Origin of the sequence: Sphingomonas psychrolutea, assembly GCF_014636175.1 — a bacterium.
Taxonomy (GTDB): Bacteria; Pseudomonadota; Alphaproteobacteria; order Sphingomonadales; family Sphingomonadaceae; genus Sphingomonas; species Sphingomonas psychrolutea.
In genome coordinates this window covers 175261-195936 of sequence record NZ_BMDW01000006.1, presented here as the reverse complement: position 1 = coordinate 195936, position 20676 = coordinate 175261, and the positions used below count along the sequence as shown (strand labels likewise).

The 20676-nt window shown below is 64.0% G+C and carries 25 protein-coding genes and 1 tRNA gene; 17 read left to right on the top strand and 9 right to left on the bottom strand.

Going from position 1 to position 20676, the window contains the following annotated elements:
* Window positions 1-656 (top strand): hypothetical protein (locus tag IEV62_RS07075; RefSeq protein ID WP_229732882.1); only part of this gene is annotated, 656 nt, incomplete at its 5' end.
* On the opposite strand, the gene IEV62_RS07070 is transcribed toward IEV62_RS07075, so the two are convergent.
* Window positions 653-835, bottom strand: a complete 183-nt coding sequence (locus IEV62_RS07070; protein ID WP_188446145.1) for a hypothetical protein — start codon at window positions 833-835, stop codon at window positions 653-655. The genes IEV62_RS07075 and IEV62_RS07070 overlap by 4 nt on opposite strands.
* 123 nt (window positions 836-958) lie before the next feature.
* Here IEV62_RS07070 and IEV62_RS07065 point away from each other — a divergent pair, with 123 nt between their 5' ends.
* Window positions 959-1261, top strand: coding sequence for a hypothetical protein (locus IEV62_RS07065; RefSeq protein ID WP_188446144.1), 303 nt, complete (start codon window positions 959-961; stop codon window positions 1259-1261).
* A gap of 496 nt (window positions 1262-1757) precedes the next feature.
* On the opposite strand, the gene IEV62_RS07060 is transcribed toward IEV62_RS07065, so the two are convergent.
* A complete protein-coding gene (locus IEV62_RS07060) occupies window positions 1758-2078 on the bottom strand; it encodes a hypothetical protein (protein ID WP_188446143.1) in 321 nt (106 codons plus the stop codon).
* A 53-nt stretch (window positions 2079-2131) separates the two neighbouring features.
* Window positions 2132-2329, bottom strand: coding sequence for a YqaE/Pmp3 family membrane protein (locus tag IEV62_RS07055; RefSeq protein ID WP_188446142.1), 198 nt, complete (start codon window positions 2327-2329; stop codon window positions 2132-2134).
* 548 nt (window positions 2330-2877) lie between these two features.
* Here IEV62_RS07055 and IEV62_RS07050 point away from each other — a divergent pair.
* The 3 genes from IEV62_RS07050 to IEV62_RS07040 all read left to right on the top strand — a co-directional run bounded on the left by IEV62_RS07050 (window position 2878) and on the right by IEV62_RS07040 (window position 3687).
* Window positions 2878-3198, top strand: coding sequence for a hypothetical protein (locus IEV62_RS07050; RefSeq protein ID WP_188446141.1), 321 nt, complete (start codon window positions 2878-2880; stop codon window positions 3196-3198).
* 74 nt (window positions 3199-3272) lie between these two features.
* The gene (locus IEV62_RS07045) at window positions 3273-3497 is read left to right on the top strand and encodes a hypothetical protein (RefSeq protein ID WP_188446140.1); all 225 of its coding nucleotides are present in this window, start codon (window positions 3273-3275) and stop codon (window positions 3495-3497) included.
* Entirely contained in the window at window positions 3487-3687 is a 201-nt protein-coding gene (locus IEV62_RS07040) for a hypothetical protein (RefSeq protein WP_188446139.1), read from the top strand. Before IEV62_RS07045 ends, IEV62_RS07040 begins: the two co-directional genes overlap by 11 nt.
* A gap of 229 nt (window positions 3688-3916) precedes the next feature.
* Here the strand turns inward: IEV62_RS07040 and IEV62_RS07035 are convergent.
* Window positions 3917-3991: transfer RNA gene (locus tag IEV62_RS07035), tRNA-Gly, on the bottom strand.
* 195 nt (window positions 3992-4186) lie between these two features.
* Between IEV62_RS07035 and IEV62_RS07030 the strand changes: the two genes are divergently transcribed.
* From IEV62_RS07030 to IEV62_RS07020, 3 genes are read left to right on the top strand one after another with little or no spacing between them, the layout of a single operon-like run.
* On the top strand, window positions 4187-5083 hold the full coding sequence (locus IEV62_RS07030) for a tetratricopeptide repeat protein (RefSeq protein WP_188446178.1): 897 nt from the start codon (window positions 4187-4189) through the stop codon (window positions 5081-5083).
* Window positions 5080-5706 (top strand): LON peptidase substrate-binding domain-containing protein, encoded by a 627-nt coding sequence (locus IEV62_RS07025; protein ID WP_188446138.1) that lies wholly within the window; start codon window positions 5080-5082, stop codon window positions 5704-5706. Before IEV62_RS07030 ends, IEV62_RS07025 begins: the two co-directional genes overlap by 4 nt.
* Complete coding sequence (locus IEV62_RS07020) at window positions 5703-5888, top strand: hypothetical protein (protein ID WP_188446137.1); 186 nt, start codon at window positions 5703-5705, stop codon at window positions 5886-5888. The genes IEV62_RS07025 and IEV62_RS07020 overlap by 4 nt, the downstream gene beginning before the upstream one ends.
* Window positions 5889-6012: 124 nt before the next feature.
* Here IEV62_RS07020 and IEV62_RS07015 read toward each other — a convergent pair whose 3' ends face one another.
* The gene (locus IEV62_RS07015; RefSeq protein ID WP_188446136.1) at window positions 6013-7230 is read right to left on the bottom strand and encodes a UbiH/UbiF/VisC/COQ6 family ubiquinone biosynthesis hydroxylase; all 1218 of its coding nucleotides are present in this window, start codon (window positions 7228-7230) and stop codon (window positions 6013-6015) included.
* 112 nt (window positions 7231-7342) lie between these two features.
* Between IEV62_RS07015 and IEV62_RS07010 the strand changes: the two genes are divergently transcribed.
* The 4 genes from IEV62_RS07010 to ribA all read left to right on the top strand — a co-directional run bounded on the left by IEV62_RS07010 (window position 7343) and on the right by ribA (window position 12415).
* Window positions 7343-9658 (top strand): FtsK/SpoIIIE family DNA translocase, encoded by a 2316-nt coding sequence (locus IEV62_RS07010; RefSeq protein WP_188446135.1) that lies wholly within the window; start codon window positions 7343-7345, stop codon window positions 9656-9658.
* Between the two features lie 69 nt (window positions 9659-9727).
* Window positions 9728-10348: a LolA family protein gene (locus IEV62_RS07005; protein ID WP_188446134.1), complete on the top strand. Its 621-nt coding sequence runs from the start codon at window positions 9728-9730 to the stop codon at window positions 10346-10348.
* A 202-nt stretch (window positions 10349-10550) separates the two neighbouring features.
* Window positions 10551-11345 (top strand): exodeoxyribonuclease III, encoded by a 795-nt coding sequence (locus tag IEV62_RS07000; RefSeq protein WP_188446133.1) that lies wholly within the window; start codon window positions 10551-10553, stop codon window positions 11343-11345.
* Entirely contained in the window at window positions 11342-12415 is a 1074-nt protein-coding gene (gene ribA, locus IEV62_RS06995; RefSeq protein ID WP_229732880.1) for a GTP cyclohydrolase II, read from the top strand. The genes IEV62_RS07000 and ribA overlap by 4 nt, the downstream gene beginning before the upstream one ends.
* Here the strand turns inward: ribA and IEV62_RS06990 are convergent.
* On the bottom strand, window positions 12412-13074 hold the full coding sequence (locus tag IEV62_RS06990; protein ID WP_188446131.1) for an HAD family hydrolase: 663 nt from the start codon (window positions 13072-13074) through the stop codon (window positions 12412-12414). The two genes, ribA and IEV62_RS06990, sit on opposite strands and share 4 nt — an antisense overlap.
* Window positions 13071-13739, bottom strand: coding sequence for a YggS family pyridoxal phosphate-dependent enzyme (locus tag IEV62_RS06985; protein WP_188446130.1), 669 nt, complete (start codon window positions 13737-13739; stop codon window positions 13071-13073). Before IEV62_RS06985 ends, IEV62_RS06990 begins: the two co-directional genes overlap by 4 nt.
* Before the next feature lie 22 nt (window positions 13740-13761).
* On the opposite strand from IEV62_RS06985, the gene IEV62_RS06980 reads away from it, so the two are divergent.
* Entirely contained in the window at window positions 13762-14265 is a 504-nt protein-coding gene (locus IEV62_RS06980; RefSeq protein ID WP_188446129.1) for a thiamine phosphate synthase, read from the top strand.
* Here the strand turns inward: IEV62_RS06980 and IEV62_RS06975 are convergent.
* The gene (locus tag IEV62_RS06975) at window positions 14262-14993 is read right to left on the bottom strand and encodes a hypothetical protein (RefSeq protein ID WP_308510663.1); all 732 of its coding nucleotides are present in this window, start codon (window positions 14991-14993) and stop codon (window positions 14262-14264) included. The two genes, IEV62_RS06980 and IEV62_RS06975, sit on opposite strands and share 4 nt — an antisense overlap.
* A 220-nt stretch (window positions 14994-15213) precedes the next feature.
* Between IEV62_RS06975 and IEV62_RS06970 the strand changes: the two genes are divergently transcribed.
* The 4 genes from IEV62_RS06970 to IEV62_RS06955 are packed head-to-tail and all read left to right on the top strand — an operon-like array spanning window position 15214 to window position 19766.
* The gene (locus IEV62_RS06970) at window positions 15214-15672 is read left to right on the top strand and encodes a DUF3576 domain-containing protein (protein ID WP_188446128.1); all 459 of its coding nucleotides are present in this window, start codon (window positions 15214-15216) and stop codon (window positions 15670-15672) included.
* 12 nt (window positions 15673-15684) lie between these two features.
* Window positions 15685-18237: a leucine--tRNA ligase gene (gene leuS, locus IEV62_RS06965; RefSeq protein ID WP_188446127.1), complete on the top strand. Its 2553-nt coding sequence runs from the start codon at window positions 15685-15687 to the stop codon at window positions 18235-18237.
* Complete coding sequence (gene lptE / locus IEV62_RS06960) at window positions 18234-18731, top strand: LPS assembly lipoprotein LptE (RefSeq protein WP_188446126.1); 498 nt, start codon at window positions 18234-18236, stop codon at window positions 18729-18731. Before leuS ends, lptE begins: the two co-directional genes overlap by 4 nt.
* Window positions 18732-18749: 18 nt before the next feature.
* Window positions 18750-19766 carry a DNA polymerase III subunit delta gene (locus IEV62_RS06955; protein ID WP_188446125.1) on the top strand — a complete coding sequence of 339 codons (1017 nt, stop codon included), beginning with the start codon at window positions 18750-18752 and terminating at the stop codon, window positions 19764-19766.
* A 10-nt stretch (window positions 19767-19776) separates the two neighbouring features.
* Here the strand turns inward: IEV62_RS06955 and IEV62_RS06950 are convergent, their stop codons facing one another.
* On the bottom strand, window positions 19777-20619 hold the full coding sequence (locus IEV62_RS06950) for a ParB/RepB/Spo0J family partition protein (protein ID WP_188446176.1): 843 nt from the start codon (window positions 20617-20619) through the stop codon (window positions 19777-19779).
* Between the last annotated feature and the right edge of the window lie 57 nt (window positions 20620-20676).

Below are 20676 nucleotides of genomic sequence, written 5' to 3'. Positions count from 1 at the left end.
TTCGTCGTGCGATACACAGGTGCGGCAGGTTTGGGCATCACGCCCATCTATCCCACTCGATTCCCTACGTGAATCCCCAACGTCAGTTTTGCAACAAAGCCGTTCAGAACTGGATTGTCGCGCTGGCCACCCAGAAAATTGCCTCTGAAGCAGCGCACATGCGGGAAGTCGTCATTCACGCCAAGTCGGGTGCCGCCGCCGCCTATCATGCGATGGTCGGCATCCCGATCGTCGGCCCGATCCTCGCGCCGGTCGCGGCTGCTACTGCCTTCGCTGGCATTATGGCATTCAGTGCCGAGGGCGGCATGGACCGCGTGCCTTACGACGGCGCGCATCTTATCGCTCACAAAGACGAGATGGTGCTGAGCGCGCAATTCGCCAACCCGCTTCGCGACATGCTTAGTGGAGGCAGTTGGCGGCTCCCTGCGAGTGTCTCGACGCCGTTCGCCTCAATGCCCACAGCATCGGCTGCGAACAGCAATGCGCCAGCGGCAGCGAACGACGGAGGGGGCCACACGTACAACGTTGAATATCACGACCACACCGGAACGGCGACACCCGACAAAATCTTCGCCAACCGAGGTGCATTGGCGAAGGCGGTCATCATGGCTCACCGCGAAGGGCGGTTCGACAAGACTAAATTTGGAAGGGATTAGTCCTTACCGTCCAGATGATCGCGCAAGGCAACGACCTCGCTTTCGAGGTTAGCGATGCGAGAAATTAATGGCTTGGTCGCCTTGGCGATCATTTCTTCGACCTCCTTCATCGCCGCTTTTCCCTCCGGCGTCGATTTCAGTTGCGAATACGACATATGACTTCCCTCCGATTCGTTCACCCACAAGTTATCGAACGGCGACGGAGAGTCGAGTCAGGGGGTAACTTACCGGGAACTATGGTCACTTGGACCGCAAACGGAACGGCCGCGATCATTACCCAGTCACTGGTTCAAGGAGCCGATATGCCCATTTTCCAAGCCGACGCAGAATCCCCCGAAGCCTTTGCCGATCAGTGGCGACCCTATGAGCGGATGCTGCGCGAACGCTATTGCGGCAATGGCGTGGCGTCGTCGGAAGTGGCCAAGATGATGGACCGGCTACGCCCCATCTTTCTCCGCCATGCGTTCCTCGCCGATCAGCACCACAGCACCGATGGCGGCGACGCTTTCGAGCGCGTTCATAACTGGGTCGCGCAAGTCACCTTTGGGCTGCTCTGCGAGGTTGCGGTGCGCGAGGCGAAGCTGATCGACGTTGGCGAGGCCTAGGGCGGTTGAGCGGATCGAAAAAAAGCCCCGCCGTTGCCAGCAGGGCTGAGTCATTCTCGGTGAGGTTCCGTTTAAACGCGCTGGTGGGCTTCGGTATCCATGCCCTTATAAATTTAGTTGCGACGGCGGTCTTTGCCAGACGGCAGGTCCTGGCTGGTCGCACATCGACTGTATCGAGGTCGATGACGATGCCGTTAAGGCCGAGATGTGGGAGATTGCGGAGAACCTGCACCGGTTCGATCTGACCAAGGAACAGCGGGACGAGCATATCCGGCGCTACGCCGATCTGTTGGAGGCTCGCAAACAGGTTTCGCCGCAAACTGCGGCACAACCTAAATCCGGCCCCCAAGGCGGAAGGCCGAAAAGTATCGCGCGGGAAGTAGCCGAGGCTACCGGCCTAAGCGATGATACCGTGCGCCGTGCCCTTAACCCCAAGCCGCGCGAGATCGTATCGGTAAAGGAAGCCGAGACAGCCGAGGAAGCCATCATCCGCGAGTCAGTGGCAATTCGCACCTTGAATTCCGACGTTGCAGTCGTTCGCCGAGTCTGTGGCAGAGAAGCTTTTCAACAGGCCGTCCGACCCGAACGTGAACACCTTCACGCTTACCTTGGATTTAGCCCCACCCGCGAACATGCCGACGATCGGCACAAAGCTTGCCCCTTTAACCCGCGTGCGCATCGACACGAACGCAGCAACGGTGGAGCCGTCGGAGATCGTCGTTACGGTGTTCGGCTTGCCCAACTTCGCAATCACATCGGACAGTCGAGAAACACCAACCCGATACTCTGGTGTTGCGGCGGGGACGGGTGTCGGCACCGGGGCGGGTGGCGTCGGCGAGGCTGCCTGCAACGCAACTAGCAGCAGACTTATCACCGGGGTTGCTGCTGACTAAAGGCGGCGATTTTTTCATCTGTTTTAAATTGGCTGAGCGCGAACACTGCCCAAAGGGTCGCAGGAAGCCAACCAATCAGCGTGAGTTGCAACACAAGGCAAACGATGCCTGCAAAAATGCGGCCGATCGTAAAAAAGAGAAGCCACGGCAAAAAGATGGCGATGAGCAAGCGCATTTCGATTCCCCCCGAATAAAAGGGCAAGCTACTTCAGCGCGATGGAAAGTCCAGCCTGGACGAGGCGTCGTATTGCCTCGGAGCGCGGCTCGTCAATTTGTGTGGCGAACGCTTCCACCTTTGCGGTCAATTCAGGAGGGGAGCGAAACGCCAACATCGGGGCTTTGCCCGTCGCCGGACGCCCGCGCTTTTTAGGTATTACTTTTTCTATTGACGCCATTGCAATAGCGTATTACCTAAAATGCAGAGCGGCGCAAGGGTCTAGCCACCCTGCGCCGCTCTTAACCGCAACCGTTCTGGAGAACGACCATGGCTACACACGCCCCTATCACGGGCGCGCCGACACGCGCACCTATCATTCTGCCATTCCCCGACACGCCAGTTTCCCGCGCGCGGCGTGGGCTAACCTACGTGCGCAACCATTCAATGCTGGCAAAGTGGACTGCCCGCGTTACCCGCGACCCGGCCCTGTCATTCGAGGATCGGCTTGACCTGGCTTGCCGCAGCGCGCGCCGCCACCTCGAAATCAGCTTGGCGGAGGGTTGAACATGCGCATGAACCCAATACCGACGCCCGTCGCCTTCGACAGTCTCCATGCGGCATGGCGCGCGCTGAAGGACGCCGAAAACGCCATGCCCGCAACGTCTCTGGAGCAAGAGGCGTTGCTCGAAACCGCGACGGCGCAAACCGACGAAGCCTTCGCGGCGATGATGGCCGATCCGACGACCAGCCAGGCTCATCTCGGGCTCAAGCTCGCGGCGGTCCACAAGTCCTTCGACGCGTTCTGCTTCGGCCTCGATCGCGAAGTCGGGTGCAAGCTGTTCAACGACATCATTGCCGCCCTCACGCGGCCACAGGTGCAGGAATGAGCGCCGTGGCTTTACCGGGCGGCGTGAACGCCCGAAACGCCGTCCCTGTGCCTCCTGCGGCCATTTTCCGCGTCATGTCCCGCTTCGACCGCGACCAGCTCGCCGGGTTCATCACGGTCGCGATCGACTTGCTCGACCTCGCCGAGTCGAATTCGGACCTAGAGCCGGATGGCGACGAACTCGACGGCAACAACTCCGAAGATGACTTTATGCACCACGGCCATTGGGGGCCGGGTTGCCCGATCGCCGACCCCGGCGGCTGCGAGCATTACGGACGGGAGATCGACGATGTCTTGTGATCCCTTCGACCCGCTCGATTGGCTGCGTCGCTTCGAAGCGGCGGGCGGCTGGTACGTCGTGCAAGATGACAAGGTGTGGACCGGGTGGAAGGCGTTCGGAGACGCCCAAGAGGAACAAGCGCGCGAAGTCTGGAGTGAGCTTGTCGGGCGCGAAGACCGGCGGGAGATGGTACGCGCCATCCTGATGTAGCCGCCGATCATGCGAAACGGAAAGGAGCCCGGCCTGACCCGCCGGGCTTTTTTAATGCCGTCGCTGACCATAGCCTCGGCCTTGTGCTGCCCGGCCTGTTCGAAGACCATCTCGACCGCATACAAAACGAAGGCGGATGAGATCGGCGCGCAGCCGCGCGCGATTGTTACCTATGTGTAACCTGGCGCCCAAAAAGGACGGCTAGGAAACACCAAAAATGGCTGAAAACTGGAGCGGGCGAAGGGATTCGAACCCTCGACCCCAACCTTGGCAAGGTTGTGCTCTACCCCTGAGCTACGCCCGCTCTGGCGCCGTGTCCCGGTGCAAGACCGGGCGGGTAAGAGGGCGGCGTCTAACAGCGACATCGCAGATCGGCAAGCCCTTATCCGTCATCCGCCGCGCACGTACGAAAAGGGTTGGCTTGCAGCGCCGAGCGCCCACATAAGGCGCAGAGTATCGAACGGACCATCAAACGGAGCGACACGTGGCAACGCTGGGAATGAGTGCAACCGAACGCGACGCGGTGGAGGCGTTCCGCCGCGATGTCGTGGAACCGTCGATGACAAGTCTCGTGATCATCGATTTTTGGGCGGAATGGTGTGGCCCGTGCAAGGCGCTGACCCCGTTACTGGAGAAGGTCGCGGCGGCCTATGCCGACAAGGGCGTGGTGCTGGCCAAGGTCGATACCGACAAGAACCAATTCATCGCCGCGCAATTCCAGGTCAAGTCGATCCCGACCGTCTATGCGATGTTTCAGGGGCAATTGGTTGCCGACCTGACCCCGGCGCGTACCGAGTCGGCACTGCGCACGATGCTCGACCAGATCCTGAAACAATTGCCGATCGAAAGCGAGGCTGCCGGCATCGAGGCCGAACTCGAACCGCTGGTCGCGATGGGCGAGCAAGTGCTGGTCGAGGGCGATGCCGCGCGCGCCGTCAGCGTCTTCACGCAATTGGCCGAGATGGCACCCGACCATCCCGCCGTTCTGTCGGGCATGGTGCGCGCGCTGGTCGCCAATGGGCAGACCGATGCGGCCGAGGCGGCGATCGCGGCGCTGCCCGAGGATATTGCCAAGCTGCCTGAGATCGAGCGGGCGAAGACCGCGCTGGCACTCGCACGCGAGGCCAAGCCGGTCGATGATCTCGCGGGGCTTGCCGCCGAGGTCGCGGCCAATCCGGCAGATTTCGACAAGCGCTTTGAGCTTGCTGGCGGACAAATGGCCGCGGGCGACCGCGATGCCGCCGCCGAGACGCTGCTGGCGATGATCGCCGCCGACCGGGCGTGGAACGAGGGTGCGGCGCGCACGCAATTGCTCAAGCTGTTCGAAGTCGTCGGGCTGGAAGACCCGTGGGTCTCAGCGCAGCGCCGCAAGCTTTCTGCGATCCTGTTCACGTGACGATCACCCGCCTCTCGATCTTCCCGCTGCCCGGCGCCTTGCTGTTTCCGGGCATGCATTTGCCGCTGCACATCTTCGAGCCCCGCTATCGCGCGATGATTTCCGACGCGATGGCGCGCGACCGGCGAATCGGCATGGTCCAGCCGCGCCCGAATGTGCCGGCTCAACCCGACAAGCCTTTGCTGTTCGACATCGGCTGTGTCGGCAAGATCGCCGAGTTCGAGGCGAGCGAGGATGGCCGCTACAATCTCATCCTCGAAGGACTGTCGTTGTTCCGCATCGTGCGCGAGCTCGACGTGCCGACCGCCTTCCGCCAGGTCGAAGCGGAGTTGCTGCCCGCTCCCAGCGAGCCCGAAATCCTGTCCCTCTCGCGCCGCTCAGCGCTCGAAAGCGAATCGCGCGCCTTCGCCGATTCGCAGGGCTATGCGGTCGATTGGGACGCGGTGACGCGGCTCGACGATGCGGCTTTGGTCAACGGCATCGCGCAAATCGCACCGTTCGACGTGGCGGCGAAGCAGGCGATGCTGGAGGCAGACGGGATCGAGGACCGGGCGGAACTGATCATCCAGCTGATGCAGTTCTTCGGGCGGCATGACGGCGAGGATTCGGTGACGTTGCAATGAGCAAGGCGAAGCGCAAGGGCCGTAAAGGCGGCGCGACAATGATGGTCTGGATGTTCTTCGCCAATTTGTTCGAACCGAAAAAGGTCGCGGCGATGGAGCAGATAGACACGCAGCGGCGGATCGGAACCGAGTCGCAACGCGCGAACCCCGCCGCACCGCCTGCAAAGCGCCGTTCGCCCTGAGCGCGTCGAACGGCAGCGTGAACCTCGGCAGTGTTTGGACGCGCAAGGCTTCGACAGGCTCAGCCCGAACGGGGTTGGGCTGCGCCAGATTTAAATCATGGTGCCTTGCTAGCGGTTTGACCGGCTAAACCGTCATCCCCTGCAGCAATTTCGGCACATCCCCGCTCTCGCCCCGCGCTTCCGCGATAAACCGGCGCTTGAGCGGCGGGATTTGCTGGACCGCCGACAGCCCTAGCCGCCGCACCGCATTGGCGGTCTTGCCCGGCACGCCGAACAGCCGCGTCAGCCCGTCGGTCGCAACCGACACCATGAAGGTGTCGAGGCTGCGCCAGCGGTCATAGCGCGCGAGCAGTTGCGGATCGCCCAAATCGAGCCCGGTGCGCTTGCCCTCGACCAGCACCTCAACCAGCGTCGCCACATCGCGGAAGCCGACGTTGACGCCCTGCCCCGCGATCGGATGGATGCCGTGCGCCGCGTCACCGACCAGCGCCATGCGGTTCGACACGATCTTCGCGGCATGATGAAAGCCGAGCGGGTAGCTCGATCTCGCGCCGAGCGGCCCCAGTTTGCCGAGGAACCCGCCGATGCGCTTGTCGGCTTCGGCGAGCCAACCGCGCTCGGACAGCTTCAGCATCCCCGGCGCCTGGTCGCGCGTCACCGACCAGACAATGCACGAGCGGTGGCCCTGTTCGTCATCGTTGAGCGGCAGGATCGCGAACGGCCCGTCGGGATAGAAGATCTCGAACGCGATATTCTCGTGGCTACGCTCATGATACAGCGAAGTTACGATCGCGGCATTGTCGTAGGTCCAGCGCGCCACCCGCAGGCCGGCCTTCTCGCGCATCGGCGAACCGCGCCCCTCTGCAGCGATCAGCAGCGGGGCCTTGACCACCGCGCCCGAATCGAGCGTGACTGTGACGCCGTGCTCGCCGCGATCGACATCGACCGCCCGCGTCTTCATCCGCACGTCGACGCGTGGCGCGGATGACGCCGCCTCGAACAAGGCGGCGCGCAACCGGCGATTCTCGACCATATGCCCGAGCGCACCATCGCCCGGCTCGGGCGCGAAATCGAGCGCGCCGGGTTCGAGCCCGTCGCTGACGCGAATCCCCTCGATCGGGCAAGCGAAGGGCAGGAGCCGTTCGGCCACGCCGATCGCCTGCAGCATCCGCCACGGCGCCCCCGCGATCGCCGAAGCGCGCCCGTCGAACCCGGCCGCGAGGATCACCTCGGGATCGGCAATGTCGACGACGATGGCACTCAAGCCATGCGCGTCGAGCGTTACGGCGAGGGCGCTGCCGACGAGTCCACCGCCGAGAATGATTACGTCTGCTGTTTCCATAAGGCACCTCTAACCGTTGGCGGCGGTCCTGCCAAACGCGCGTTCCGCTTGACGGACGCACCGCTGCGCGCGATGATTCCACAGCACAGATAGCGAACATCGGAAAGCAGATATGGCGAGCCGCGCGCAGCCACCATTGTGGCGTGAAACCGTCCGGGCCGGCGCCGTGCGCAGCGGCGCGCTGATCGGGGCGATCGTACTCGCGCTCGCGGTCATATTGATCGTGCTCGCAGTGGCGAGCTATCATGCCAGCGATCCATCGCTCAACACCGCCTCGGGCAGCCCTGCACAGAATTGGCTCGGCAAACCCGGCGCCTTCGTGGCCGACGGGGCCTTCTGGCTGCTTGGTCCGGGGATCGTCCTGCTGCTGCCGACGGTGTTGCTGATCGCGCTCCGGCTGTGGCGCGACGTGGCGGTCGGGCGCTGGCGACTGATGTTGCTGCTATCGGCGGGCGGGGTGGCGCTGGTCGCCACGACATTCGGCGTGATTTCGGGCGCGGCGGTGCCGTGGCTCCCGGCCGGTTGGGGCGGCATTGTCGGGCTTGCGCTGGCTGATCTGCTGCGTGCGGCGATCGCGCTGATCGGCGACCCGACCGCGATGCTGTGGACCGCGCGCGGGATCGGCGTGCTGCTGGGTGCGGGCGGGGTTGCGCTCTGGGCGTACAGCTTCACGATCGACATGGGCGAACGCCGCGAGCGGCAGCCACGCGAACCGAAGCATTTGACCGATCAGCGTAATGTCGCGCTCGAGCAAGATGTATTCGCGCCGGAACCTAGCCCTCGTAAACTGTCGATGCCGCGCGCGCTCGCCAAACCCGATTCGCGCCCCGGCCCGGTGATCGCCGATCGCCAAATGACCCCCGTTACCGTTGCCAAACCGCGCGCGAAGCAAACCAGCATGGATTTTGGCGACACGTCGACGCTCCCGTCGCTCGATTTGCTCAAACCCACCCCGCCTGCGGTTGGCGGCCCGATCGACAAGGTCGCGCTCGATCGCAACGCCCGTTTGCTCGAGACGGTGCTGAGCGATTTCCACGTCAAGGGATCGATCATCAACGTGCGCCCCGGCCCGGTCGTCACGATGTACGAGCTCGAACCCGCCGCCGGAATCAAGGCGAACCGCGTGATCCAGCTCGCCGACGATATCGCGCGTAACATGTCAGCGGTCTCGGCGCGCGTCGCGACCATCCCCGGACGGACGGTGATCGGCATCGAATTGCCCAATGCCAAGCGGGAGACGGTGGGCTTGCGCGAACTGATCGATGCGCTGGACGACCATTCCGGCGGGCAGCCGGGCGCGCTATCGCTGGTGCTGGGCAAGAATATCGCGGGCGACCCGGTCATCGCCGATCTCGCGCCGATGCCGCATTTGCTCGTCGCAGGAACAACCGGATCGGGCAAGTCAGTTGGGCTCAATTCGATGATCCTGTCGCTGCTGTACCGCCTGCGACCCGACCAGTGCCGGATGATCATGATCGATCCCAAGATGCTCGAACTGAGCATGTATGAGGACATTCCGCATCTCTATGCGCCGGTGGTGACAGATCCGGCCAAGGCGGTGCGCGCGCTGAAATGGACCGTCGAACAAATGGAGGATCGCTACCGCCAGATGTCCTCGCTCGGCGTGCGCAGTCTTGCCAGCTTCAACGATAAGGTCCGCGCCGCCAAGGCCAAGGGCCAGCCGCTCGGGCGCAAGGTCCAGACTGGCTATGAACCCGTGACTGGCGCACCGATCTATGAGGAAGAGACGCTCGATTATCAGGTGCTGCCGCAAATCGTCGTGATCATCGACGAGCTGGCCGATCTGATGATGACCGCGGGCAAGGAAGTCGAATTCCTGATTCAGCGTCTGGCGCAAAAGGCGCGCGCAGCGGGAATCCATTTGATCATGGCGACGCAGCGCCCGTCGGTCGATGTCATCACTGGCGTGATCAAGGCCAATTTGCCGACGCGAATCAGCTTCCACGTCACCTCCAAGATCGATTCGCGCACCATCCTAGGCGAACAGGGTGCCGAACAGCTGCTCGGCAAGGGCGACATGCTCTATATGCCCGGCGGCAAGGGCATCGTGCGCGTCCATGGGCCGTTCGTGTCGGACGACGAAGTCCGTGCGGTCACCGATCACTGGCGCGCGCAGGGACGACCCGATTACAACACCGCCGTCACCGAAGAACCTGCCGACGGTTTCGCGCTCGACGGCGCGCCGATCGGCGAGGATTCGGCCGAGGACCAGCAATATCGCGCGGCGATCCAATTGGTGGTGGAAAGCCAGAAGGCCTCAACCTCGTGGGTCCAGCGCCAGCTTCGCGTCGGCTATAACAGTGCAGCGCGGCTGATCGAGCGGATGGAGAAAGACGGGATCGTCAGCCGTCCCGATCATGTCGGCCGTCGCGAAGTCCTGCGCGATCGCGACGGCAACCCTTTGTAAGCGCAGACGTTCACAAGCTGTTCAAACGCAATACTGCTTTGTGCGACCTCATTGTTTGGAGAAATTCTCATGCGCCTGCGCGTCCCAGCGCTGATCGCGTTTCCCGCCTTGGTCGCACTATCGGTGGTGGTAACGGCCGCGCCATCGAGCGATTTGTCATCGGTGCAACGCCATCTGCAAAGCGTCGAGAGCATGACCGCTGACTTCGCCCAGACCGATCGCGCCGGCAAGGTGCTGACCGGGGCGCTGACGCTGAAAAAGCCCGGCAAGATTCGCTTTCAATACGAAAAGAGCGTGCCGATCCTAATCGTCGGCGACGGCAAATCTTTGTGGTTCCTCGATTATTCAGTTGGGCAAAAACAGCGCTGGCCGATTGGCAATTCGCCGCTCGGCATCCTGCTCGACCCGTCGCGCGACATCAGCAAGATCGCCACGGTCGTGCCCACCGGGAACCCGGCGACGATCGCGATCGATGCCGCCGACCCCAAACATCCCGAATATGGTCGGATCAGCATGGTCTTCGCGCGCAATGCGGCGGCACCCGGCGGTTTGATGCTGCAGGGCTGGGTCGCGCTCGATTCGCAGAACAACCGCACAACGATTCGCCTGTCCAATCAGCGCTTCAATGCAGCCATTAGCGACGGAGCGTTTCAGTGGCGCGATCCGGTGCGCAATTCCGGGCGAAAGTGAGCGCCATTCATATTGGCGACAGGTTCGCCCCGCTAGGTACGGGCTTGCGGATGTGGGTGTTTCGGGATTTCCCCCTGTTACCCGGGCACACACTTCCCGCCTGCGTGACGAACGCTAGGTCGGCCCTCGCTCCATGCCCCCGGAGCGAGGGCCTTTCTATGTCCGGCTGGCATAGCGCCGCGCACCTCGGTACAGCGCGCTGATGCCTTTGCCGCTCAAGATTGTTTCCTGGAACATCAACTCCGTGCGATTTCGGATCGAGATCGTCGAGAAATTCCTGCGCGAGATGGCGCCGGACGTGCTGTGCCTGCAGGAAACCAAGGTGATCGATCAGGACTTTCCGACAGCGGCGTTCCGCGCGCTCGGCTATCGCCACATCGTGCTGCACGGGCAGAAAATGCATCATGGTGTCGCGATCTTGTCGAAAGTGCCGCTGGCGGAGGACGACCGGCTCGACTGGCAAGCGAATCGCGAGGCGCGGCATGTCGGCGTGCGGTTGGCGAACGGGATGCGAATCGAAAATGTCTATGTGCCGGCAGGGGGCGACGTGCCCGACCGCGACGCCAACCCCAAATTCGGGCAGAAGCTCGATTTCCTTGAGCGGATGACGCGCTGGTCGGAGGCGCTCAGCGGGCCGACGCTGCTGGTCGGCGATCTCAACATCGCACCACTCGAAGCGGACGTGTGGAACCATAAGCAATTGCTCGGCGTGGTCAGCCACACGCCGGTTGAGGTCGCGGCGATGGCGCAGCTCAAGGCGTCGAACAGCTGGGTCGATCTCGGGCGCCATTTCTTTCCCGAACCCGCGCGGCTGCATACCTGGTGGAGCTACCGCTCGGCCGACTGGACCGTCAATGATCGCGGGCGGCGGCTCGACCATATGTGGGCAACCGCTGATATTGCGGCGACCGCCACACGACACCATGTGTTTGAGGAATGCCGTTCCTGGCTCAAACCCTCCGACCATGTGCCGATCATGACCGAGTTCCAGATTTGAGCGCCGCATCCCCCGGCGCGCACAAAACCGCGCTGGCGATCGACGCGCTGCGGCGCGGCTGGCCAGTGGCGATTGCCGGGATCGATGGGACGCTGGCGCTCCTGCCGATCGAGACCGCCGACCCGGAGCGACTCGCCGGGTTCGACCCGACAGGCAGCGCGCCGATCCTGCTTTCGGCGGGGCGTGCGGCAACGCTGAAACTCGCCAATCAGCGCGATGCCGCCGCACCCGATGCGCCGGTGCTGATCGAACGCGCGCCGTGGATCGATTTCGCGATGGCGACCGCCTTGTCCGACCCGCAATTCGATTTGAGCGTGCCGCTGAAGGGGCCGTTCCGTGCGATCTGCCTTGCGGAGCACGATGCGGGAGCGGCAGCGCTGCGGCTTGCGCGGATCGGAGGCGTCCTGCCGGCGTTTTGCGCCATGAGCGGTGTTTCGGCGGCGATCGAACTCACCCCCGCCGATATCGACGCGCACGAAGACGCCGCGCGGCTGACCATCGCCACGCGCGCGCATCTCCCCGTGGCGGGGGCCGAGAATGCCGAGATCGTCGCGTTCCGCACGCCCGAAATGCCGGGCGAGCACATCGCCTTGCTGATCGGCGCGCCCGACGGTCGCCCGCCGCTCGTCCGCCTGCATAGCGAGTGCCTGACCGGCGACGTACTCGGCAGCTTGAAATGCGACTGCGGGCCGCAATTGCACGCCGCGATCGAAGCGATCGAAGCGAGCGGTTGGGGCATCGTGTTGTATTTGCGCCAGGAGGGACGCGGCATCGGGCTGATCAACAAGCTCCGCGCCTATGCCTTGCAGGATCAGGGGTTCGACACGGTCGACGCCAATACGCGGCTGGGCTTTGCGGTCGATTCGCGCAATTTCGCGGTGGCGGCGCGCATGCTCGACTTGCTCGGGCAACGGTCGGTGCGGCTGCTGACCAATAATCCCGAGAAGGTCGCACAATTGGAGGCGGCCGGCATTTCGGTCGCCGAACGCGTCCCGCATATCCTGCCCGCCAATCCGCACAATGCCCGCTACCTCGCAACCAAGCGCGACCGCACGGGGCATCAATTCTAGCCGAGCAAGCCGGCAACCTCATGGAAGGTCGCGGCGATATCGCGCACGCCAAGTGCACGCAACTTATCCGCATGATCCGGCCCGCAATGCGAGCCTCCGACGAACCCGATCACGTGCGCGCCCGACGCCACCGCCCCGGTCGCGCCGACGGGCGAATCCTCGAGGATTGCGCAGCGTGCGATCGGCACGCCCAGCGCCGTGGCAGCATGGAGATAGATGTCGGGGGCAGGCTTGCCGCGCGCGACGTGCTCCTTGCCCGAAAAGATCCGGTCGCCGAACATATCACGCAGGCCAATGTGATCGAGATGCCGGGTGATCCAGGCGGTCGAACTCGATGATGCGATCGCCTTGGGTAGATCCGTGGGCAAATCGAACACGAAACGCACTGCGCCTTCGACCGCGTCGATGCCTTCGCGCATAATTCGGTCGTCCTCGGCTTTGCGCGCGACATGGAAACCCTCGGGCAAGGGGCGTCCGATCCAGCGTTCGATCGCGGCCAGAAACGCCGACCCCGACAAGCCCATGAAATTGGCGAACGAATCGGCCGCACTGGTCGGATGGCCGATGCTGGTAAGATAATCGGCGATTTGCCGGTTTCCGACAGCTTCGCTCTCGATCAGCACGCCATCGAAATCGAAAATCAGCGCGTCGAATTTCATGCCCGTACCCCGAACAGCGCCGTACCAACGCGGACATGCGTTGCGCCAAGCATCGTTGCCACCTCATAATCGCCCGACATGCCCATGCTGAGGCCATCCAGCCCGTGGTCGCGCGCGATCTTGGCAAGCAAGGCGAAATAGGGGGCGGCCTCGGTATCGGCGGGTGGCACGGCCATTAGCCCTGCAACCGGCAAGCCCGCCGCACGGGCGTCGGCCAGCAACGCGGGCAGCGAATCGATCGTGCAACCGCCCTTCTGCGCCTCGTCACCAATGTTGACTTGGACGAAGCACGCCGGGCGCCGGTCCATCTTATCCATCGCGCGGGCGAGCGCCGATACCAGCGAAGCGCGATCAACCGAGTGGATCGCATCGAACACCGCTACGGCATCGTCGGCCTTGTTCGACTGGAGTTGGCCGACGAGATGCAGCGCGAGATCGGGATAGGCTTCGCGGAATGCGGGCCATTTCGCCTGCGCCTCCTGCACGCGATTTTCCCCGAACGCGCGCTGACCCGCGCGCAGCAGCGGTTCGATCTCCTCGGCCACGCGCGTCTTCGACACCGCGATCAGCGTGACGCCATCGGGCTCGCGTCCGGCAAGCGCTGCAGCCTGAGCGATTTTCGTCTGGACGGCGGTAAGACGGGTGGTGGGGTCGTCGGTGGACATTCGCGGCGCTATAGGCTGCCTGATGGCGCTTCGTCACCCCAGCATTCCGCCGAAAGCCTTGCCGACGCTGTGGTTGATGACCGACGAGCGCATGGGTGAGGCGCTGTGGGCCGCGCTGGACCGGTTGCCGCGCGGGAGCGGCGTGGTGTTTCGGCACTTTGCGACCACACCTGCCGAACGCGCGGCGATCTTCGCACGCTTGGCGCGGGTCGCGGCGCGGCGGCGGCTGATCGTGGTCCGCGCAGGCGTGACAGGACAGACCCTCCACCTTCACCCCGGGCATTCGGTGCGCGAGGCGATTGCCGCGCGACGGCGCAAGGCCGATGTGATCCTGGTCTCGCCAGTCTATCCGACGCGGACCCATCCGGGTGCGCGCGCCTTGGGTCCGTTACGCGCGGCAACCATCGCGCGGGCGGCAGGCATTCCTGCAATTGCGCTTGGCGGGATGACGCGTACGCGCTTCAAGCGGATGAAAAGTTTGGGATTCGCCGGATGGGCCGCGATCGACGGCCTGACGTCGCGTTAGAAGCGGAAAGCGGTCCCGATATAGACCGCGCGGCTGTCGCGCCCGTTACGATCGGTCGCTGGTTGCACGATCAAACGGTCCCGCTCGGCCGTATAACGCACGCCGGCGGTCACATCGAGGCGACGAGTCAGCGCGTAGGAGCCGCCGACATCGATCGAATAGGCGGGAGCGTCCTCGATCAGCTTGGGCCCGTTGCCCACTGGGCGATCCGCCGAAGCGTTGACACGCCCGCTAACGCGCTTGCCGGTATAGCTGACGCCAACATCGGCCGCCTCGCGCGCGCCGGGCAGACCCGCAAGATCGACCTTCGAGACATCCCCCGTCACCGCGAAGCGCTTCCAACCAACCGCAACACCGAGATTATACGCGATCGGCGCGAGCGCCACGGTTGCGACCGGCAGCGGTGATGTACGATCGACAGTCGTTCCGCTGCGCACCGACCGGGCCTGAACCGCAACCGACACGGCGCGATTGCCGGCGCGGCGCACCTCTGACGGGGTGAAGCGGAAACCGCTGGTATCAAGACCGCCCCGCGCGAAGATCGCGGCGAGTCGCGGATCGGCCGAAGCCGGGGTGAACGAGCCGATACCGCGCACGAACACCGCAGTGCCGCGCGCCGCAAGCCGCTGTCCGGGCACGTCGCTTGCGCCAAGCGCCGGAGCCACGGCTACGCCGAGGACGACGAGCGACCCCAACGCAATTCCGGACATCCAGCGAGCAGAGAACACGAGCAACCCCTAACACTGTGCTTTGGCAGCACCCTTACGTTATACCGCACTTATCACGATTCGAATCCGCCCTGCCACCTTCTTGACTCAATTTCTCGAAAGAGTGTCTCGAAGGACACACCAGCCGACCCGTCTCCCGCCCTATGTGTCGCTTGCGGCATACGTGGGACATTCTATAGATACCGCCCGACCCCAATACCGTTTTGTTCAGGAACAGCCGATGATCCTCCGCACCGCGAACCGCACCGCGTTCCGCACTGTCGCCCTGGTTTCGCTCGCCGCTTTGTCGCTCGGGGCTTGCGCGCATAAAGGCGGACGCCCGAAGAATGCCGATCTTGCCGCGTCCAAAGTTATGACGATCGGCGTCAATGCCTATTTGTGGCGCGCCAGCCTCGACACGCTGAGCTTCATGCCGCTGTTGCAGACCGATTCGAACGGCGGCGTGATCGTGACCGACTGGTACATCAACCCCGCCGCCCCGACCGAGCGCGTCAAGGTGACCGTGACGATCCTCGACCAGGACCTGCGCGCCGATGGCTTGCGCGTCGCGTATCTCCGCCAAATCAACCAGGGCGGCCAGTGGGTCGCGGCACCCGTGCAGGCGGCAACGGTGCAAAAACTCGAGGACATCATCCTCACCAAGGCGCGCGATCTGCGCCGCGCCGCCGTTGCCGGATAGGACAGCGTTCCGATGGCGTCACGCTTCAACGCGCTGAAGGCGGACGCGGTTTGGCAGAAGGTGTGGGACGATGCCCGCACCTTCGCCGCGGACGATAACTCCCCCAAGCCGCGCTCTTATGTCCTCGAGATGTTCCCCTATCCGTCGGGGAAGATCCACATGGGGCATGTCCGCAACTATACGATGGGCGATGTGCTCGCGCGGTTCCGGCGGATGCAGGGCATGGAAGTGCTGCATCCGATGGGGTGGGACGCGTTCGGCATGCCGGCCGAGAATGCCGCGATGGAAAAAGGCGTCCATCCCGGCGGGTGGACCCGCGATAATATCGGGGTGATGAAGGCGCAGTTGAAGCGGCTCGGCTTCGCGCTCGACTGGAGCCGCGAGCTGGCGACGTGCGAGCCAGACTATTACGGGCATGAGCAAGCGCTGTTCCTCGAACTGTTTCGCCACGGCCTCGTCTATCGCAAAGAATCGTCGGTCAATTGGGACCCGGTCGACATGACGGTCCTTGCCAACGAGCAAGTGATCGACGGGCGCGGCTGGCGTTCGGGCGCCTTGGTCGAGCGGCGCAAGCTGTCGCAATGGTTCCTGAAGATCACCGACTTTGCCGACGAGCTGCTTGAAGGCTTGAGCGGGCTCGAGCATTGGCCCGACAAGGTCCGGTTAATGCAGGAAAATTGGATCGGGCGGAGCCAAGGTCTGACCTTTTCGTTCGCGCTGTCCGACGGCGGATCGGTCGAGGTGTTCACCACCCGCCCCGACACCATGTTCGGCGCGAGCTTCGTCGCGGTCGCGGCCGACCATCCGATCGCACAGGCACTCGCTGCCGACGCTCCGGCGGCGGCGGACTTCATCGCTTTATGCAAGCGCGGCGGCACGACCGCGGCCGAGCTCGACACGCAGGAAAAGCTCGGCTTCGACACCGGCCTGACCGCGACGCATCCATTCGATCGGACACAGCGCCTTCCCGTCTACATCGCTAATTTCGTACTGATGGACTACGGTACCGGCGCGGTGTTCGGCGTGCCCGCGCACGACCAGCGCGATCTGGATTTCGCACGTAAATATGATTTGCGTGTGCGCCGTGTCGTTTCGGGCGGCGATGAGACCGATCCGGCGTTCGTCGGCAACACCGCCTATACCGGCCCCGGCACGCTGGTGAATTCGCACTTCCTCGACGGCATGGACGTCACGGATGCCAAGCGCACCGTGATCCAGCGCGCCGAGGGCGAAGGCTGGGGCACCGGCTCGACCGTCTTTCGCCTCCGCGACTGGGGCGTCAGCCGTCAGCGCTATTGGGGCACGCCGATCCCGATCATCCACTGTGACGCCTGCGGCGCGGTGCCGGTTCCGCGCGATCAACTGCCCGTGATTCTGCCCGAGGATGTCAGCTTCGACATTCCCGGCAACCCGCTCGACCGCCATCCGACCTGGAAGCACGTACCCTGCCCGACCTGCGGGGCCGATGCCCGGCGCGAGACCGATACGCTCGACACCTTCGTCGATTCGTCGTGGTATTTCATCCGCTTCGCCAGCCAGCCGAAGGACAAGCCGTTCGATCGCGGCGTTGCGGAAAAATGGCTGCCCGTTGCGCAATATATCGGCGGGGTCGAGCATGCGATCCTCCACTTACTCTACGCCCGCTTCTGGACCCGTGCGCTCCGACACATCGGCATGCTCGACGTGGCCGAACCCTTTGCCGGACTGTTCACGCAAGGCATGGTGACGCACGAAACCTATAGCCGCCAAGTGACCGAGACCGGCTCCGACGGCGTCGACACCATCACCAAGCCGTTGTGGCTGTCGCTCGACGACATCGAGAAGCGGGGCGATGGTTATATCGAGCGGGCGACCGGCGAGGCGGTGACGGTCGGCCGCATCGAGAAGATGTCGAAGTCGAAGAAGAACACCGTCGACCCCACCGGAATCGTCGATCAATATGGTGCCGACGCGACGCGCTGGTTCATGCTGTCCGACTCGCCGCCCGAGCGCGATCTGCCGTGGAGCGAGGCTGGAATCGAAGGATCATGGCGCTTCATTCAGCGCTTATGGCGGCTGTTCGACGGCGAAAGGTTAGAGGAAAGTGCGGCGAAAAACGCCGAGCTCGACCGCAAGCTGCATCAGACGATCGCTGGGATTGCCGTTGATATTGAAGCCCTTGCCTTCAACAAGGCGGTCGCCAAGCTGTACGAATTGGTCAATGCGATCGAACGCGCTGCGCCGTCGGGATCGCGCGACACGGCGATTGCCGCACTGATGCGCCTGATCGCGCCAATGGCCCCGCATTTGGCCGAGGAAGCCTGGGCCGCCGCCGGAAACGACGGACTGATCGCCGATGCGGCGTGGCCCGCGGTCGACCCGGCCTTGCTGGTCGAGGATGAAGTGACGATCGCGGTGCAGATCAACGGAAAGCTGCGCGACACGCTCGTCATGGCCAAGGGCACGTCAAGCGAGGCACTTGAAGCGGCAGCGCTTGCGTCGGACAAGATTATGCGGATTCTGGAAGGCAAGGCGCCTCGCAAGGTCATCGTCGTGCCCGATCGCCTCGTGAACCTCGTCGCATGAAGCGCGCACTCGGCCTCGCCGCAGTATTGCTCGCGCTTTCGGGCTGCGGGCTACATCCGCTCTATTCCGGCGGGAGTTCGGGCACGGTCGCCTCGACGCTTGCCCAAGTCGAGGTCGCCCCGATCCAGGGCAAAGCGGGGTGGCTGATGGCCAATGCACTGCGCGATCGGCTCCACACCGGCGGAACCCCGCGCTATCGGCTCGAAATGAAGCTCGACGACCAGATTGCCGGCCTTGGCGTGCGCCGCGACAATAGCGTCACGCGCGAACGACGGACGTTGCGGGCGCGCTACCAATTGGTCGATCTTGCTAACGGCTCGGTGCTGCTCGATGCGGCGGCCGGATCCGACGCCGGAATCGATGTCGTGAAATCGGAATATGCCACAATCGCGGCGGAAAATACCGCGCTTGAGCGTCTTTCGGGCATCGTCGCGGATCAGATCGTCGCGCGGGTCGCCACCTATGTCCAGCGTACCGCCCCCGAAGCTCCGTGACCTGAACCGGGTCACCGCGTGAAAGCCAATCTCAACCAGCTCACCCGCGCGATCGACGCCGCCAGCGGCGATGTGCGCCTCTATGTCCTCCACGGCCCTGATGAAGCTGGAGCGCGCGAGATTGCCGCACGCCTTGCGCGCACGATGGGACCCGATGCGGAGCGGGTCGATCTGGAACCGGCGCTGCTCAAATCCAACCCAGGCCGCCTTGCCGACGAAGCCGCGTCGCTCTCGCTGTTCGGCACCAACCGCCACATCCGCGTGACTGGCGCGGGCGAGGAAAGCGTCGAAGCATGCGCAATGTTGCTGGCCGCACCCCGCGCGGGAAATCCGGTCGTGGTAATCGCACCGGGCGCAAAGGCGACGTCGGGCCTGGTCAAGCTCGCCACCGGCGATCCCCGCGCGATGGCCTGTGTCTTCTACGTCCCTGACGCAGGCGAAGCCGACAAGATCGCGACAAGCATTGCGCGCGAATATGGCTTGCGCACGACGGGCGCGACGGCAACGCGGATCGCGGCGGCGGCGGCGGGTGACCGCGCGGTAATGACGCGTGAGCTGGAGAAGATCGCCTTGTTCCTCGACGCGGCACCCGAACGGCCACGCGAACTCGACGATGCCGCGCTGGATGCGATCGGCGCGGACCTTGGCGACGCCGAAATGTCGCGCGCGATCGACGCGGCGATCGATGGCGGGCCAGATCGGCTCGGCGACGAATTGGCGAAACTCGGTATTGCGGGTGTCTCCCCGATTCCGCTGCTGCGCCAATTGGTCCGGCGGTTGATGGCGCTGGCCGAGTTGCGCGGCGAAATCGACGGCGGTGGCAATGTCAACGCTTTGGTCGAGCGCGTTTTTTTCCGCGAGCGCGCGATCACGGCACGCGCGCTGCGAACCTGGTCGTCGCCAAAGCTAAGCGACGCGATCGACCGAGTCCGCCGCGCCGAGCGCGCGACAATGGCCCCCGCCAATGCCGGTGGCGTACTCGCCGACGCGGCCATGCTCGGCGTCGCGCGGATGGCGGCCCGCCAACGCGACTAAATCCTCTGCGTTAAATTCGTTCGCCAGTCAGCCGCTGACACACCATGTCGAGCTGATCGAGCGTAGAGTAGGACAAGGTTAGCGTGCCACCCTTGGCGCCGTGCGAAACCCGCACCACCAACCCGAGCAGATCGCCCAGCTGATGTTCCAACGCGGCCAGATCAGGATCGCGGCCATTGCCGCCGCCCTTATCGCTCTTGGTCTCGATCTTGCCCTCATTCTTCGAGGACCGTGCGAGCCGTTCGGTATCGCGAACTGACAAGCCACGCGCAACGATTTGATCCGCCAGCGTCTCGACATCGGGCGCGCCGATCAACGCGCGGGCATGCCCCATCGTCAGCCCACCGGTGACGACGCGTTCCTGCACCCCTTTTGGAAGTTCGAGCAAGCGCAACAGATTGGCGATGTGGCTGCGCGATTTGTTGACCAGCTTGCCCAGCGCCTCCTGGGTATGGCCGAACTCGTCGATCAAACGATGATAGGCCTCGGCCTCTTCGATCGCATTGAGATCCTGCCGCTGAATATTCTCGACCAACGCGACTTCGAGCGTTTCGGTATCGTCGAACGTGCGGACGATGACGGGGACTTCGTGCAGTCGCGCGCGCTGCGCGGCGCGCCAGCGGCGTTCCCCGGCGACGATCTGATACCCTGTCCCGTGCGGTCGCACCACGATCGGCTGCAGCACACCGCGCAGCGCGATCGACTGCGCCAACTCCTCGAGCGCGGCCTCGTCGAAATGTCGGCGCGGCTGGCCCGGATGCGGCGTGAGCGAGCCGACCGGCAGCGACCGAATCCCAGGAGAAGCACCGTCCTTGCCTGCACCAACGGGCTCCTCGCGCGCGAGGTCCCCCATCAAAGCATTGAGCCCACGCCCCAAGCCCGAACGTGGCTTTGGTCGCGCAAGGACCGA